This is a genomic window from Pseudoalteromonas sp. S3178 (genome assembly GCF_005886985.1).
Taxonomy (GTDB): Bacteria; Pseudomonadota; Gammaproteobacteria; order Enterobacterales; family Alteromonadaceae; genus Pseudoalteromonas; species Pseudoalteromonas carrageenovora.
In genome coordinates, this window is the sequence record NZ_PNCW01000062.1 from 22,119 (window position 1) to 38,295 (window position 16,177).

Below are 16,177 nucleotides of genomic sequence, written 5' to 3' on the forward strand. Positions count from 1 at the left end.
TAAAAACATGATCAGCGAATGGATTGTCTCAATATTATTGTTATTTGGTGGTGTATTTATTTTAATTGGCTCAGTAGGCTTAGTAAAACTACCTGACTTTTTTATGCGCTTACATGGGCCAACTAAAGCTACAACGCTAGGTATGGCAAGCATTTTAATTGCCGCTATGGTTTATTTTGCAAGCTCAGCACATGGGCTAAGCGTTAAAGAAATACTTATTACCATATTTTTATTAATTACCGCACCAATCAGTGGCTATATGCTAATAAAATCGGCTATTCATCATAAACTTGAAGCTAAAGAAGGCACAAAAGGGCTTGATAACATAGAAGATAATTAGGGCAGTAATGTATTAAAAAAGGCCGAATAAATTGTATTTATTCGGCCTTTTTTTGTAATTGTTAGTATCATTTACAATGCTAAATAATCGTGTGACTATAAACTCACTATTTAATTAAAGGATACTATTATGGGTAAAGCACTACTTTTGTCTTTGTTGATTTTCTCAAGCAGCTTATACGCAGAGCAAAACACTAAGCAGCAAAAAATAGATGAGCTAATTAACGTAATGAACATGGATGCGATGGTTGATTCTATGTATGGGCAAGTTGAGGGCATGATGAAAAATATGTCTGCTCAAATGGGCGTTAAGCCTTCTGAACAAGCTATTTTTGATAAATACTATGCAGATATGACCAATGTGCTTAAATCTGAAATGAGCTGGAAAAAAATGCAGCCTATGATGGTAAATGTTTACGACAAGCACTTTAATGAGCAAGAAATTGCCGATATGCTCGCGTTTTATAAGACAGAAACAGGGCAAAAAATTCTTAAAAAAATGCCTGTAGTAATGCAAGAATCGATGCAAATGTCGCAAAGTTTAATACAAGATGCAATGCCAAAAATTCAAGATATAGCAGGCAAGCTAAGTGAAGAGCTAAAAGCCTCTCGCGAGCAAGCTAACTAGAGGCTGTTAATTAAAATTAAAGTATTAAAGAACAACAGCTCCTAATACTTTTACCCCTTTTATTTGAGCGCTCTAGCCAGAGCGCTTTTACTTTTGCGCTAAATCAGCTTCAGTAAATTTAAATTATGCTTTAATGCTCCCTCTATTGACCTATGTGTTGCACATAGGTTTATTATTGATCTATTGAAATTCCACGGAGCTAAATTATGTATGTAAAACAATTAGCCAAATTAATGGATGTGACGCCTGATACCGTTCGTCATTACACCCGTGTGGGTCTTTTAAACCCAATACGCAGTGAAAACAATGGATACCAGCAATATACCAAGGCAGACAAACAGCGGTTACAATTTATTATAAGCGCTCGCCAATTGGGGTTTTCTATAAAAGATGTGCAACATATTATTGGTGAGTCAGAGCAAGGCAATTGCCCATGCCCACTTACGCGTAAGATTATAGCCAAGCGTTTAGAAGAAACGGAAGCGCTGTTTCAAGAAACGCTTAAATTACGTACGCGTATGCAATCGGCACTAAAACAATGGGATGCATCTGCCGATGGTGCTGTTTCAAGTGATGTATGCAGTTTAATAGAAACATTTATCGATCCTATTCCAAAGCCTGTAAAAATAGAGGTGCGTGATGAGTAGCAGCAAAAACACCGAACTTAACTTTATGATTGAAGGTGCTAATTGTGGCAGCTGTGTTGCTAAAATAGAAAAAGCCCTAAAAAGTGTGCAAGGCGCAAACAATGTAGAAATGAATTTTGCAGAGCGTACAGTACGAGTAGAGGGAAGTGCTGAGCAAAACACACTAATAAAAGCGGTTGAAAACATAGGCTATGGCGCAAAACCTATGAGTAATAAATCTGATCAAGACGCTCTTGACGAAAAAGCTAAATCGGATGATGCGCACTATAAAAAACTCATGCGAAATATGATGCTTGCCTTAGGTTTAGGTATACCTTTAATGGTTTACGGCCTTATTTTTGATATGAGTGTATCGACAACAACGCAGCGCATTGCATGGTTTGTTGTAGGCATTATTACCCTTGTGGTAATGGCGATATCGGGCAAGCAGTTTTATAGAGGTGCATGGCAGGCATTTAAAAACCATGCTGCAAATATGGATACGTTAATAGCGCTCGGTACAGGCACCGCTTGGTTATATTCAATGTTTGTTGTAATTGCACCTAGTTTATTACCTGAAGTGGCAAGACACGTATATTTTGAAGCATCATCGATGATCATTGGTTTAATTAGTTTAGGCCTTGCCTTTGAAGTAAAAGCTCGCGGGCGCACTTCGCAGGCAATTAAGCGCTTAATTGGATTACAAGCTAAAACTGCGCGTGTTGTACGCCAGGGGCAAGAGCAAGATATTGATATAAATGATGTGCAAAAAAACGATCACGTACGCGTACGTCCTGGCGAAAAAATACCGGTAGATGGCAATGTACTTGAAGGTAGTAGCCGTGTTGACGAGTCAATGCTTACAGGTGAACCTATGCCTGTAAGCAAACAAGCCGATGATAAAGTTGTTGCTGGCAGCATAAATAAAAGTGGCACTTTATTATTTGAAGCCACGCATGTTGGCCACGAAACCACCCTTGCCAATATTATTAATATGGTAAAGCGAGCACAAAACTCAAAGCCTTCAATAGGGCGCTTAGCCGATGTTATTTCGGGTATTTTTGTACCCACAGTGATGATTATTGCCATATTGGCTGCGCTCGCATGGCTAAATTTTGGCCCAGAGCCTTCAATTGCTTATGCAGTGGTCGCGCTTACCACTGTGCTTATAATTGCGTGCCCGTGTGCGCTTGGTTTAGCAACGCCTATGTCGGTAATGGTAGGCGTTGGTAAAGCGGCTGAGTCGGGTATTTTGATTCGTAATGGCGAGTCACTGCAAACCACCTCTAAAATAACCACCATGATTTTAGATAAAACCGGCACTATCACGCAAGGTGCCCCACAAGTAACAGATGTGGTTACGTTTAATAGCGCAGATGAAAACAACGTAATGCAGCTAGTTGCAAGCCTAGAGAGTAGCTCTGAGCACCCTCTGGCAGAGGCTATTATGCAGCATGCTAAAAAACAAAACGTAACCTTGAGTAAAGCTACTGATTTTGACGCCATTACCGGTAAAGGTGTAAGCGGTAAGGTGAATGGGCAAATTTTGTTATTTGGTAATAAAGCGCTTATGGATAAATACGAGATTGCTGTTGATGAGGCTACTGAGCAAGCGCACAGGTTTGCAAAAGAGGCTAAAACGCCCATGTACTTTGCTTGTGATAACCAGCTAACAGCGTTAATTGCGGTGGCGGATCCGATAAAAGAAGATTCTGCTGAGGCAATAAAACGACTACAACATAAAGGTATTCACCTTGTCATGCTAACAGGGGATAACAAAGCGACAGCACAAGCGGTTGCGAAAAAAGTAGGAATAGATGACTTTATAGCTGAAGTTTTGCCACAGGACAAAGTAAACGAAGTGAGTAAACGTCAGCAGCAGGGCGAGATTGTTGGTATGACTGGCGATGGTATTAACGATGCTCCTGCGCTTGCTAAGGCGGATGTAGGTTTTGCAATTGGTACTGGCACCGATGTAGCTATAGAAAGTGCCGATATAACGTTAATGCGAGGCTCACTCCATGGCCTAGCTGATGCAATAGCGATAAGCAGCGCAACTATTGGTAACATTAAGCAAAACCTATTTGGTGCCTTTATATATAACGTAGCGGGTATTCCTATTGCCGCAGGCGTACTTTATCCATTTTTTGGTTTGTTATTAAACCCTGTTGTAGCAGGAGCTGCTATGGCACTTTCATCGTTAACGGTGGTCACTAACGCTAACCGCTTACGTTTTTTTAAGCCTAATAAATCTTAGGGAGTAAATTATGTTGATGATTAATATACTCGGCGCCATTTTAATAGCAGCTATTATTTACTGGTTTTGGTTATATAAACCAAAGCAAATTCAAACTGATAACAATACAGTCACCATAGTAGTAGATAACGGCGTGTACCAGCCTGGTAATATAAAAGTCGCGGCCAATAAACAAGTCACGCTTACTTTTAATAGAAAAGACAGCGCGCCGTGCGCCGAAACCGTCGTATTTCCAGAGCTTGATATAAGCAAAAGCTTGGCAATGGGAGATGATAATAAAATCACCTTGCCTGCACTAAAAGCTGGCGAATACGACTTTCATTGCCAAATGCAAATGTATAAAGGTAAGTTGACTGCTGAGTAACTTAAGCTTTAGTGAAGTAATATAAATACGGCCTAGCTGTTTGTTGAGCTAAACAATGGGTTAGGCCGTATTAATAAAAAAACGATTATTTAAAATTATGAATAAATTAAACCCTAAAAAATTACTCAATAGTAAATGGACCGCCACACCAGCAATTAATAAAGAAAAACATTTTATTATTGTCGAAGTTGAATACGATGAGGACGCCAATGTAATAGCGTGCATTACTGAGTCGGTATTTTCTAAAAACCAATACCCAATTAGTTGGCGCGATTTAAAAGACGCTCAAAAGTGGTGCCAAGGCTGGAAATAGCTTCCATGCATTCAACTTTTACATTTTTTTATAAGCAAAGCCACTGAGTAAAGGCTTTTACCGTTGGTACTGCATTTAAACTCCCTCCAAAAAACATAATGTTAAAGAGGATTTAATAGGTCTTAGGCTTTGCAAATTTCTCTTTTAAATACAGCGCCCATAATAAAATTCGCCATTTGGCAACAAAACCATGTTTTTCTAAATATTTTTAAAAATCACGATAAAATATTTTTAAATTATTTTAAAATTCATTTATTTCAAAGGCTTAAATTTTTTAGCTTTGTGCTTTAAACCCCATTTATTTTTCTGTTCATATTAAGTTTATTCTCATAACCATCAAATTATTGGTTTTAGTTTGTAATTAGCTTTTGTGTGTCTTTTTTATTAATTATAACTTATTGATTAAATTGATATATTTGTAACCCTACTGACTGCTGTTGCTAAAAAGCAACAAAATTACTCCCATCATAATGCTTTGCCGATACATTTTAAGCTTAACTATATGTTTTTAAATAAAAAATAAAACATGGCATCGAAGTTGTAATACCTAAGATGTAATTAGCAAAACGTGATGAAAGCCTCTGGCCTTAATCGCAACAACCCAATGAAGGAATACGATTATGAAAACATTTCAGTCAACATTAGTACTAATGGCTTTAGCTTCTTCATCAGCGGCTTTTGCAGCAACAGATTTTGATACGTTAGACACAGATGGTAATGGCGCAGTTAGCCTAGCCGAAGCATCAGTAGATGCAGAACTTTTAGGCCAATTTGAAGAACTTGATACAAACCAAGACGGTGAGTTATCACAAGATGAGTTTTCAAAGGCATAAGTTAAAACCAGCTAATGCTCTATGATGCGATCTAAATTCTGAGTTGCCAAAGACAACCTAAATAGGCAAGGGAGCCTATTAAAAAGAATAACCAGGAAGTGAATAGTGACCAACATAGAGCAAATTTTTAGAGCTATTTAGATTTTGCATGTAATTGAAGGATTTAATTATGACAAAGCTGCAATCAGCCCTCGTTCTTTTAACACTGGTTTCATCATCAGTGGTATTTGCAAATACAGATTTTAAAACCCTCGATGCACACGAGCAGGCTTTACAATCTCAAAACGAAGTGCAAACAAAGCAATTGATGGAACAATTAAATATGCAAAGTCATGATGGCCTAACTGAAAACGATTTTTTTGAATATTAATTTATACAAAATCGACTCCTAAAGGATCTTCGAAAAGGACTTCTTACCCATTAATCAGGCTTAACGTCTAAGGAAATGATTATGAAAACACTACATAAAACGCTAGCTCTTGCGGCACTTGTTTCTTCTTCAGCGGCTTTTGCTGCGGTAGATTTTGATTCTTTTGATGCTGATGGCGATGGTGTAATTAGCAAAACAGAAGCAAAAGTTAATTCTCAACTAGTGCAGTTATTTGATCAATTAGATGCAGATGGAAATGGCGAGTTATCTAAAGAAGAGTTTTCAAAGGTTCAATAATTAGCTCTATATTAAGAGCATTAAAAACCTAACCGGTCATACTCACAAAGCAGCTAAGTAATTAATACTTAGCTGCTTTTTTTGTGCGTTAAAGAAGAATTTAAGCTGATTTGGCCCCAAAGGAGTGCAACCTTTAGCTTATTTAAAATATAAGTTATTGAATATACTTGCTTTTAATACTTGGTTTTAAACTTGCTTAGCTACTTACAGAGTTAATCTATGAGTGTAAAAATATGGCGCGAATGAGTTATATAAGTAGTGTAGAGCGTTACCACGAGTATGAGCATGTAATACATAGCTTGCTCGAATCAATTTTAATGAGTATTGAAGATGGCTTAACTAAAGAGCGAGATACTCGTTATCTTGTAAAGCAGTATCCATTTTTAGAATTACAATATTGCTTAAATGAACAAGGCTTGCAGCAAGGCAATAATGTATGTTTTAAACGCGCGTATGCAAAAAAATTAGGCACAAGCGGGAATCAACAAGATTTAAGTGAGCGCCCTTACTTTTTACAATCAAAAGCGAATGATGCAGTGTGCTTTACCGATCCTTACATTTCGATTGCAACGCATCATTTATGTATATCGGCAATTAAAGAGCTTAAAAAACCCATTAATAATCAACACTATTTAGTGGTTGATGTAAGCTTAACGCAGCTTATAGAGTTTATTATGGGGGATACTGCACGCGCTAATATGTCACCTTACTTTAAAGCTGGGTACGGTGTTATTGTGGCATGCTTATTTGGCCTTGTGTTATTTTTGCTAAACATTGTTTTTAGCGATATATATGCATTACTAACTCATGTAGACACATCATCAGATCCCTTAGAGCCCTTTAGTATCATTATTTATATCACGCTTGCGTTAGCAGTATTTGATTTAGGTAAAACGATACTCGAAGAAGAAATTTTAATGCACAAGGATATTTTTAGGCATTCATCAACACGGCGCACCATTACCCGGTTTATATCTACTGTGCTAATCGCTATATCTATTGAGGCGCTATTAACTATGTTTAAAGCGGCGCTGGGGCAGGCTGAATACCTAATGCCGGCTATTGCGATGATGTTAGCAGTGGTAGGGCTTTTAATTGCATTAGCTATTTATGTTTACTTAGGCGCTAAGGCTGAAACCCTATTAATGCGAGCGCGCTTAAAGCAAAAATCCTCCAAATAGGAGGATTTTTATTATATAAAATTCAAACTGCTAAGCTTGTTTATTATGGCTTATCTTGTGCGCGTTTTGCTTTAAAGTCTGAGTCACTAGTCCATTTAGGCCAGTCACCGTTATTAGCAAGTTGCGAAGCTATATCAACAATAAGCTCTATATCTTGCTTTACGCCACCTAAAGACCAATCAGCTGAGTAGTCGTCGGCTTCTTTATGGTATTTATGCGCAATGTAATCAGGGTCGGTATCGCCAAGGCTCATAAACAATAAGCTAGGAACGCCTTGCTTAGAAAGCGAGAAATGATCAGATCTAAAAAACAAACCATTTTGCGGGCGAGGATCCATTTTAACAACGCGGCCTTGCGCTTTAGCGGCTTTTGCTAAATAGCTTTCCATTGTTGATAAGTCTTTGCCGTACTGCAAAATATAATCAGTACCGGCAAGTACGTTCATACCATCAATATTTAATAGCCCTACCATTTGCTTTGTTGGTACAACCGCACCCGAGGCAAATTCTTGCGAGCCAATTAACCCCGTTTCTTCTGCGGTAAAGTTGGCAAAAATAATTGAGCGTTTAAACGGTGTTTGCTGATGGATTTGATTCATAATGCGTGCAATTTCAAGTGTTGCAGCTGTGCCTGAAGCGTTATCTACCGCACCATTATAAATTTTAGGACCACTATCGGTTTGTTTCGTACCAAAGTGGTCCCAATGTGCGCTTATAACCACGTACTCGTCTGGTGATTCGCTACCAGTAATTTGCGCAACTACATTATGTGATTTGGCATGCGATACCTCGTTTTTAAACGAAAGATCCGCTTTTAAATTAAGTGATGTGGCTTTAAAGCCATCACTTAGAGCGCTTTGTTTTAAATCTTGATAGTTAAGCTTTGCAGCATTAAAAATTTGCTCAGTAGCATTAAGAGTTAGCCACCCCATAACAGGTAATTTAGAGGCGTTTAAATTGTTATCCATTAAGGTATATTTTGTTCCGGTGTTTGAACTTTCAACTACGCCCCAAGGGTAGGCCGCAGGGGCTGTTTCGTGCACAATAAATACCGCTTTGGCGCCTTGGCGTGCTGCTTCTTCATATTTGTAAGTCCAGCGACCGTAGTAGGTCATAGCGTTACCCGTAAATAGCGCATCATTTTGAGTGGCAAATCCAGGGTCGTTTACCAATACGATAACCGTTTTACCCTCTACATCAATGTTTTTATAATCGTTCCAGCCGTATTCTGGTGCATTAATGCCATAGCCCACAAATACAATATCAGAGCTTCGCACATCTATTACTGGCTGTAGTTGCTCGGTACGTGCAGTAAAGTCTTTACCCGCAACAAAGCTTAAATCAGCCACATTTAACTGCATATTTTGATTAGCCGTCACCATCGCCATTTTTACCGGCTGTAAGTATTTGCCTTTATAAGCACCTGTTAAACCAAGTGCTTTATATTGCTCGCTTAAGTAACCTACTGTTTTTACTTCACCATGAGTAAGTGGGCCGCGACCTTGAAAGTCGTCAGAGGCTAACGTTTTAATATGCTGTTTAACGTTATTTAGGCTCACGCCAGAGGGTGTTTCTAGAGGAGAGTGTTTGTTAGCAGGCTCTGAGCAGCCAAAGAGTGCAACTAGCAAGCTTAGGCTAGCGCTTTTTAAAAGAGTAGAGGCCATAGTCTTCAAATAGTTTTAAAAAATGGCTTTTAATATAAAGGAAGCAGCGGCGTTATGTCGAATTTTTATCGTGGTGTTTTAACACTCAGCCAAAAAATTGAAAGATTACGTATTGGAGTGTATAAATAATCAACAACAATAAATGGAGCACACATAATGAGCCAATCTAAAAAAAGCGGATACTTGTTTATAGGCAGCGGCGTAGCATTTTTTGTAGCAGCTTTGCTTGCACAGCAAGCGATGTTTTTTGCTTTAGCTGTATCCTTTGTATTGTTAGGTACAATAAGTATAAAAAAAGCGGCTTAATAGCCGCTTCACTTATTGAGTAGGCTGTAACCACCACTTGTCGTGTATGGGTTTATCGCTTGCGTTAAATATTTGTCCAAACTGTGGGGTACTCAACACTACATTATTGGCTGTACTTGACGTTGTTACACGTTCAAGCGGATCTACCCAAGTATGAAATGCTAAATCAAATGTACCGTTATGAATGGGCACCATGGTTTTGCCTTTTAGATCAATGTGCGCCTTAACAGACTCTTCAGGTGTCATATGAATATCGGCCCAATCTTTGTCGTAGGCCCCGGTTTCGATAAGCGTTAAATCAAAGGGTCCATATTTATTGCCAATTTCTTTAAAGCCCGCAAAATAACCAGAGTCGCCACTAAAATAAACACTTTGCTGCGCTGTTTTAATAACCCACGAACCCCAAAGTGTGTTGTTTGCATCACTTAATCCACGGCCCGAAAAATGCTGAGTAGGAGTAAAGGCAATTAAAGCGTACTCAGTTTGCTGTTCTTGCCACCAATTAAATGACGATATTTTACTTTGTGCAATGCCCATTTTTGTAGGTCGGTTTCAACACCTAAAGGCACATAAAAGTGTTTTGTTTTAGCTGCTAATTGTTTTACGGCTGCTTTATCAAGGTGGTCGTAATGATTATGCGATATAAGTACTTTATCTATTTCAGGTAGATCAGCAATACTAATTGGCGTTGGTGAAAACCGTTTTGGACCTAAAAATGAAAATGGTGAAGCGCGCTGGCTAAAAACAGGGTCGAGTAACCAGTACTTTCCATGTACTTTAAGTAGCACACTAGAGTGCCCTAACTTTACAACATGAATAGTATTACTACTTAATTTATCCAGCATACTTTTAGTTAATGTATACATAGGCACTGGGCTTGAAGGGGTTATATTAGTGCGCTTTTCTTTAATATAACGCATAAGTATACCGAGTGTTTTTTTTAATGTTGTAGGTTCAACTTCTTCCTCATTGTAAAATTTCCCGTTATTAAAGTGCTTAATATTGGCTGTATTATTTAAACCTTGAGCAACTAAATTCTTATTCACGCTATATACTCCACAAATAATAATGGCGATGAGCACAACAAACCACTTCAAAAATGTCATCGTAAAACCTTAAGGTAAACTAATGAGTGTAGTTTTTCATTGTTCAATAAAAAAGTAAACTACTTAGTGCATTTATTTGTTGTTCCGTTAAAATGCACACATTAATAATTACAGGCTCTATTATGAAATTATCAGAAAAAAAGCGCATAGATATACTCCAAGCAGCAGAGCAGCTATTTTTTGAAAGTGGTGTAGAGCACACCAGCATGGATCAAATTGCAGCTAAAGCAGGCGCCTCAAAACGCACTGTATATAATCACTTTACAACTAAGGATGAGTTATTTAAGGCAATTTTAAACAACATGTTAGCCAAAATTAATCATGGTGAGGTTATTCACTTTAATGAAGGTGAGCCTATTGATCAGCAGCTTATTAGCATTGCTGAGCAAGAAGTAGCGATGCTAACGGCTCCTGATTTTTTACGCCTAGCTAAAATTGCTTTTATGCAAATGCTACAAGAGCCACAATTAGCTAAGTCTTTAAGTAACAATACCATGGGGTGTATGACTTATTTAGAAGGTTTTTTAGAGCAAGCAAAAAAAGCAGGCGTTTTAAAAGGTGATGAGCTAAATGTAGCCGCTAAACAATTTGTGTACCAATTAAAATCGTTTGTGTTTTATCCGCTACTTTATGGGTTTGAAACAGCAGCAGAGCAGCAAAATAATAAAGTAATTGAGCAAACAGTCAGCTTATTTTTGGCTAAGTATAAAGCGTAATCTTAAAAGTAAAAAACCAGCATATAGCTGGTTTTAATCATATATAGCAAGCAGCTAATTACTCATCTGCGTATTTTACGCGGATTTTACTTTTATCAACGCTTAGTTGATTGAGTGCTTTAATAGCGCTTTTGCTTTCTATGTCGTTTGGCATTTCTACAAAGGCAAAGCCTTTTGACTGGCCAGTCTCTTTATCAAGTACTAAGTTACAAGTAGTCACTTTACCGTGAGCTGCAAACAACGTACGAAGTTCTTGCTCGGTAGTAGCACGAGACAAGTTACGAACTAATAATTTCATATTTAACCTAAATAATGGGTTCAGTAATGATTATCTCAAGTAACTTAGCTTTAACCTAATTTTATTTTTATCCTCTCATTTAAAGCTGCTTTTATGAAGTAGTTAAGCCTAAAAATATAAAGCCACATTGGTAATAAATATCTAGTTATTAAAACAAATAATTGGTAAGTTATATTTCACTTTGTTTACTTACCGTTTACCTGGACTGGTTGTTTATGTCAAAATTTGGCTTACGTGTTTTAACTATTACTTCTGTTTGTTTTTTGGCTGGTTCAGTTTTAGGTTGTGGCAGCTCAGAGTCAAAAAGTGAGCCTGTAAATGTATCGGTAGCAGCGCAGAACGCCGCGGTAATTAGCGGTCAAACAGCTGTAAGTATTGAAAATATCCGAGAAGCTGTAATAACAGGTGAACTATCTATAACGGATGCACAAACCAACGAAGCAGTATTTAAAACGCAAAGCAATAACACCATAGCTTATGGTTTATTTAGTTTAACGCAAGAGGGAATTTGGTCATATACACTCAATGTTGACCATGCCACTGTTAGTGCACTAAACGAAGGTGAAACCTTACTTGATGAAGTAATTGTCACATCAGCTGATGACACGACAGCTAAAGTGTCTATAACAATTATAGGAGTTGCACGCGCTGATGATTTTATAGTAAGTGAAGAGACAGCGCTTAATGCTGATGGCGCTAATACAGGGCTAAGTGCTTATACGTTAATAGAAAATGCTTTTAGTGAAGGTTCAATTGAATCGCCCGATATGTATAGCGGGAATCATCAAGAGGTTGAGCATATTATTGAAGACACCGACTCAATAATTGGTAACCACTTTGTGTTTTTAGCGCATCGCGATGACGACCAAGATAAAGACAAAGGCGCAAGCGACCGGCAGCGCAACGAAATAAAAGCTTATGATAAATCACCCGCGGCAACACTTGCCTTTAAAGACGAAACTGTACAATACAGTTGGAAATTTAAAGTCTCTAGTGAGCTTGAGCTGAGCAGTAAATTTAGTCATTTTTTTCAAATAAAAGCCCGTAACGATAGCAACGACAACACTAATGGCAACGACGATCAGCCTATTATTACGCTCTCGGGTGCACAAAAAAACAGTACAGGTAATCAGCTGCAAGTGCGATATAGCGCAGGTTTTGACGAAAACGGTAACAGCACTGGGTTTGACAAAAACCTTATAGAAACCGACTGGTCAATTATTACGGATGAATGGGTAGCGGTATTTGTTCAAGCTACTTTTAGTGAAGAAGGCAAGCTTGATATGACCCTCACCCGCTTAAGTGACAACGAAGAGCTATTTAATATAAGCGAGCAAAACATAGATATGTGGCGTGGTTTTAGCGATGATGACTTTGCTCGCCCTAAATGGGGAATTTATCGCTCAATAGCAGAAACCGATAGCCTTCGCGGCGATGAAGAGCAGGTACGATTTGCCGATTTTGTGATTAAAAAAGGCGTTTTAACAAAGTAGCCGAGAGAATGGATGAATAATACTCACAAAAAAGCCCTTAACAATTTAATTGCTAAGGGCTTTTTTAATGCTTTTTAAAAAAGCAATTATTTTACTTCTTTACCTGCGGCTTGTTGGTCAGCATGGTAACTTGAACGAACAAATGGGCCAGAGGCTGCATGAGTAAAGCCAATTTCATCGGCATACTCTTTTAAGCCGTCAAACTCTGCTGGTGGCACGTAACGTTTAACTGGTAAGTGATGCTTAGAAGGCTGTAAGTATTGGCCAACAGTAAGCATATCTACGTTATGCGCACGTAAATCACGAAGTACTTCTTCTATTTCGCTAATTTCTTCACCTAGACCAACCATTAAGCCAGATTTAGTTTTTACTTCTGGGTGTGCTTCTTTAAAGCGACGAAGTAATTCTAATGACCATTTATAATCGGCACCTGGGCGCGCAAGTTTGTATAAACGCGGCGCTGTTTCTAAGTTATGGTTAAACACATCAGGTGGTGTCTCAATTAAAATTTCAAGCGCACGGTCCATACGACCACGGAAATCTGGCACTAAAATTTCGATGGTAATGGTTGGGTTGTGCTTACGAATTTCGCGAATACAATCGGCAAAATGCTGTGCGCCGCCATCACGTAAATCATCACGGTCAACCGAGGTAATTACTACGTAGCTAAGCTTCATGTCTTTAATTGTTAGTGCAAGCTTTTCAGGCTCTGCTGCATCAGGTTTTAATGGACGACCATGGGCAACATCACAAAACGGGCAACGACGAGTACAAATAGCACCTAAAATCATAAAGGTTGCTGTACCGTGGTTAAAACACTCTGATAGGTTAGGGCAAGACGCCTCTTCACATACTGAGTGCAAGCCGTGCTTACGCATTGCTTGTTTAATACCGTCTATACGCTCTGTTGATTTTGGTAAGCGAATTTTAAGCCACTCTGGCTTGCGCAACATTTCAGTTTTTTCTGTTGGTAAAACTTTAACGGGGATCAACGCCATTTTTTCTGCGTCGCGTAGTTTTACACCTGGTTCCATTTTGACTGGTTTATTCATTCGTTTTCAAACCCTTCAGTATGCTTAACCTGTGTTGCATTAAGCTTCTTTATCATGTGTTTTACCAGCCCTTCACCTGCGCTTTGTAGGTTTTGAGGACCATTCAATTCTTTCGTTTGCACCATATTCATGCCGGCATAACCACATGGGTTAATGCGTAAAAACGGGCTTAGGTCCATGTTAACATTTAATGCTAAACCATGAAACGAGCAGCCGCGGCGAACTCTTAAACCTAATGATGCAATTTTGCTGTCGTTAACGTAAACACCTGGTGCGTCGGCTTTAGCATATGCATCAATACCGTATTCAGCGAGAGATTCAATAATGCACTCTTCAAGCCAGGTAACAAGTTCACGTACACCAATTTTTAAACGACGTAGATTAAATAATACGTACATCATTTGTTGGCCTGGGCCGTGATAAGTTACTTGGCCGCCGCGATCAACTTTAATCACTTCAATGTCGCCTGGGGCGAGTAAGTGCTCGTCTTTACCGGCTTGGCCTTGGGTAAAAACACTGTCGTGTTCAACAAGCCAAATTTCGTCTGGCGAGTTGTCATCGCGGGTATCGGTATAAGCCTGCATTTTTTGCCAAATTGGCATATAACGCTGACGCCCAAGCTGGCGAACTATTAAGGTGTTTTCGTTCACAACAAATCTCAACTATGGCTTAAAGCATGTGACGTACGTCATCGATATTGCTGATCACGTTGTAAATTTCTTCAATGTGCTTACCGCTTGTAACCGTAGCCACTAGCGTAACAGACTCATAATTACCTTTGCTGCTTGGTTTTACTTTTGGGGCGTAATCACCCGGAGCAATAGGTTGTAATTTAGTTAGAATTTGATCTGTTAGATTAACGTTCGCTAAACCCATAATTTTAAATGTGAATGGGCAAGGGTACTCTAGGTACTCATCAAATTTAGTATCTTTAACAGGTTGAACCACGACGGTGACTCCTCATACAAAAGTGTGGACTCTATGCAAAGCTCGAAGCTTAATACAGATAGGCAATTAGCAGTGTTGCATATATGGGGCGCATTCTAGCATTTTTCAAGCAAAAAAAAACGCCTCATAACAGAGGCGCTTTGTTTAACAACCCAACAACTGTGGGTTTATTTTTACGTTTACATAATTTGTAAGCGTAAGTAGTCGTAAATTTTGCTAAAGAAGCTGCCTTCTTCCACTTCTTCAAGTGTTACTAGTGGGTATTGTGCAATGTCTTCACCCTCTAGTTGTAAGAATAGTGTGCCTACTTTTGTGCCTTTAGCTAGAGGCGCTTCTAGTGTGTTGTCTAGCTCAAAGTTAGCTTTTAGGTTTTTATGTTGACCGCGTGGAATAGTAATTGGCGTATCTTCTAAAATACCTAACGATACGTTTTCTTTGTTACCCATCCAAATACGTTGCTCTGCAAAGCTATCGCCAGCTTTGTAAGGTGTAATTGTTTCAAAAAAGCGAAATCCGTAGTTAAGTAGCTTTTTGCTTTCTACTTTACGAGCACGTTCACTTGATGTGCCCATAACAACAGCGATTAAACGCATATCGTTTTTAGTTGCAGAAGTAACTAAGCTATAGCCTGCCTCTGATGTGTGACCCGTTTTAATACCGTCTACATCTAGGCTTTCGTCCCATAATAATGAGTTACGGTTGTACTGTTTAATACCGTTGTAAGTAAATGACTTTTGCTTATAAAGTGCGTACTCGTCTGGTACATCGCGAATAAGTGCAGCGCCAAGCGTTGCCATATCGCGTGGTGTTGTGTAGTGCTCGTTAGTATCAAGGCCGTGGCTGTTGATAAAGTGGCTATTACTCATACCTAATTTAGCAGCGTGGGCATTCATCAAATCAGCAAAGGCGCTTTCGCTACCCGCAATGTGTTCAGCCATTGCTACACACGCATCGTTACCTGATTGAATAATAATACCGTGGTTAAGCTCATCAACACTAATTTGCTTACCTACTTCAATAAACATTTTAGATGATTCAGGAAAGTTTTTAGCCCATGCTTTTTCACTTACCGTTACCATATCGGTAGGTGCAATATTACCTGCGTTAATTTCGGTGCCAATTACATAACTGGTCATCATTTTAGTTAAGCTTGCAGGTGCGAGTTGTGTATCTGCTTCACCCTCAGCAATTACTTTACCTGTTGTAAAGTCTACTAAAAAATAACCTTTTGCATTAATTTGAGGTGGTGCCGGAATAATTTGGGCGCTGGCTGAAAATACGGCGGCTGTACAAACTAAGCCGCATACACCTTTGAGGATTTTATGTTTAATAGATTTCATCATACTCATTAATGGTTAAAGTTAAAAATTCGCGTTATGCCATTCTA

General features: G+C 38.7%; 19 protein-coding genes and 1 pseudogene. 13 read left to right on the plus strand and 7 right to left on the minus strand.

Going from position 1 to position 16,177, the window contains the following annotated elements; genetic code table 11:
• The first annotated feature begins 7 nt into the window (after positions 1 to 7).
• From CWC11_RS16165 to CWC11_RS16210, 10 genes are all read left to right on the plus strand, one after another.
• Positions 8 to 340, plus strand: a complete 333-nt coding sequence (locus CWC11_RS16165) for a Na+/H+ antiporter subunit G (protein WP_058547415.1) — start codon at positions 8 to 10, stop codon at positions 338 to 340.
• 129 nt (positions 341 to 469) lie between these two features.
• A complete protein-coding gene (locus tag CWC11_RS16170; protein WP_138683522.1) occupies positions 470 to 967 on the plus strand; it encodes a DUF2059 domain-containing protein in 498 nt (165 codons plus the stop codon).
• 206 nt (positions 968 to 1,173) lie between these two features.
• Positions 1,174 to 1,614 (plus strand): MerR family transcriptional regulator, encoded by a 441-nt coding sequence (locus tag CWC11_RS16175; protein ID WP_138683523.1) that lies wholly within the window; start codon positions 1,174 to 1,176, stop codon positions 1,612 to 1,614.
• Positions 1,607 to 3,850, plus strand: coding sequence for a heavy metal translocating P-type ATPase (locus CWC11_RS16180; RefSeq protein ID WP_138683524.1), 2,244 nt, complete (start codon positions 1,607 to 1,609; stop codon positions 3,848 to 3,850). Before CWC11_RS16175 ends, CWC11_RS16180 begins: the two co-directional genes overlap by 8 nt.
• Positions 3,851 to 3,860: 10 nt before the next feature.
• Positions 3,861 to 4,214, plus strand: a complete 354-nt coding sequence (locus CWC11_RS16185; RefSeq protein WP_138683525.1) for a cupredoxin domain-containing protein — start codon at positions 3,861 to 3,863, stop codon at positions 4,212 to 4,214.
• Positions 4,215 to 4,311: 97 nt separating this feature from the next.
• On the plus strand, positions 4,312 to 4,527 hold the full coding sequence (locus tag CWC11_RS16190; RefSeq protein ID WP_138683526.1) for a TIGR02450 family Trp-rich protein: 216 nt from the start codon (positions 4,312 to 4,314) through the stop codon (positions 4,525 to 4,527).
• A gap of 620 nt (positions 4,528 to 5,147) precedes the next feature.
• A complete protein-coding gene (locus CWC11_RS16195; protein ID WP_058547421.1) occupies positions 5,148 to 5,360 on the plus strand; it encodes an EF-hand domain-containing protein in 213 nt (70 codons plus the stop codon).
• Between the two features lie 169 nt (positions 5,361 to 5,529).
• Complete coding sequence (locus CWC11_RS16200) at positions 5,530 to 5,730, plus strand: hypothetical protein (protein WP_058547422.1); 201 nt, start codon at positions 5,530 to 5,532, stop codon at positions 5,728 to 5,730.
• An 81-nt stretch (positions 5,731 to 5,811) separates the two neighbouring features.
• Positions 5,812 to 6,027: an EF-hand domain-containing protein gene (locus CWC11_RS16205; RefSeq protein ID WP_138683527.1), complete on the plus strand. Its 216-nt coding sequence runs from the start codon at positions 5,812 to 5,814 to the stop codon at positions 6,025 to 6,027.
• Between the two features lie 233 nt (positions 6,028 to 6,260).
• Entirely contained in the window at positions 6,261 to 7,208 is a 948-nt protein-coding gene (locus tag CWC11_RS16210; RefSeq protein ID WP_138683528.1) for an EAL-associated domain-containing protein, read from the plus strand.
• A 43-nt stretch (positions 7,209 to 7,251) separates the two neighbouring features.
• Here CWC11_RS16210 and CWC11_RS16215 read toward each other — a convergent pair whose 3' ends face one another.
• Positions 7,252 to 8,871, minus strand: a complete 1,620-nt coding sequence (locus CWC11_RS16215; RefSeq protein WP_138683529.1) for a M28 family metallopeptidase — start codon at positions 8,869 to 8,871, stop codon at positions 7,252 to 7,254.
• A gap of 156 nt (positions 8,872 to 9,027) precedes the next feature.
• On the opposite strand from CWC11_RS16215, the gene CWC11_RS22840 reads away from it, so the two are divergent.
• A complete protein-coding gene (locus CWC11_RS22840) occupies positions 9,028 to 9,177 on the plus strand; it encodes a hypothetical protein (protein ID WP_171038438.1) in 150 nt (49 codons plus the stop codon).
• Between the two features lie 12 nt (positions 9,178 to 9,189).
• Here the strand turns inward: CWC11_RS22840 and CWC11_RS16220 are convergent.
• Positions 9,190 to 10,283, minus strand: a pseudogene (locus CWC11_RS16220) (MBL fold metallo-hydrolase).
• 122 nt (positions 10,284 to 10,405) lie between these two features.
• On the opposite strand from CWC11_RS16220, the gene CWC11_RS16225 reads away from it, so the two are divergent.
• Positions 10,406 to 10,999, plus strand: a complete 594-nt coding sequence (locus CWC11_RS16225) for a TetR/AcrR family transcriptional regulator (protein ID WP_138683530.1) — start codon at positions 10,406 to 10,408, stop codon at positions 10,997 to 10,999.
• A 58-nt stretch (positions 11,000 to 11,057) separates the two neighbouring features.
• On the opposite strand, the gene CWC11_RS16230 is transcribed toward CWC11_RS16225, so the two are convergent.
• Positions 11,058 to 11,297 (minus strand): RNA recognition motif domain-containing protein, encoded by a 240-nt coding sequence (locus tag CWC11_RS16230; RefSeq protein WP_058547426.1) that lies wholly within the window; start codon positions 11,295 to 11,297, stop codon positions 11,058 to 11,060.
• Positions 11,298 to 11,512: 215 nt separating this feature from the next.
• Between CWC11_RS16230 and CWC11_RS16235 the strand changes: the two genes are divergently transcribed.
• Positions 11,513 to 12,790: a VCBS domain-containing protein gene (locus CWC11_RS16235; RefSeq protein WP_138683531.1), complete on the plus strand. Its 1,278-nt coding sequence runs from the start codon at positions 11,513 to 11,515 to the stop codon at positions 12,788 to 12,790.
• Between the two features lie 86 nt (positions 12,791 to 12,876).
• Here CWC11_RS16235 and lipA read toward each other — a convergent pair whose 3' ends face one another.
• The 4 genes from lipA to CWC11_RS16255 form a co-directional block, all read right to left on the minus strand.
• On the minus strand, positions 12,877 to 13,842 hold the full coding sequence (gene lipA / locus CWC11_RS16240) for a lipoyl synthase (RefSeq protein ID WP_058547427.1): 966 nt from the start codon (positions 13,840 to 13,842) through the stop codon (positions 12,877 to 12,879).
• The gene (gene lipB, locus CWC11_RS16245) at positions 13,839 to 14,492 is read right to left on the minus strand and encodes a lipoyl(octanoyl) transferase LipB (RefSeq protein ID WP_104642286.1); all 654 of its coding nucleotides are present in this window, start codon (positions 14,490 to 14,492) and stop codon (positions 13,839 to 13,841) included. Before lipB ends, lipA begins: the two co-directional genes overlap by 4 nt.
• A gap of 19 nt (positions 14,493 to 14,511) precedes the next feature.
• Positions 14,512 to 14,790: a DUF493 family protein YbeD gene (gene ybeD, locus CWC11_RS16250; protein WP_058547429.1), complete on the minus strand. Its 279-nt coding sequence runs from the start codon at positions 14,788 to 14,790 to the stop codon at positions 14,512 to 14,514.
• A 179-nt stretch (positions 14,791 to 14,969) separates the two neighbouring features.
• Positions 14,970 to 16,130, minus strand: a complete 1,161-nt coding sequence (locus CWC11_RS16255) for a serine hydrolase (protein WP_058547529.1) — start codon at positions 16,128 to 16,130, stop codon at positions 14,970 to 14,972.
• Between the last annotated feature and the right edge of the window lie 47 nt (positions 16,131 to 16,177).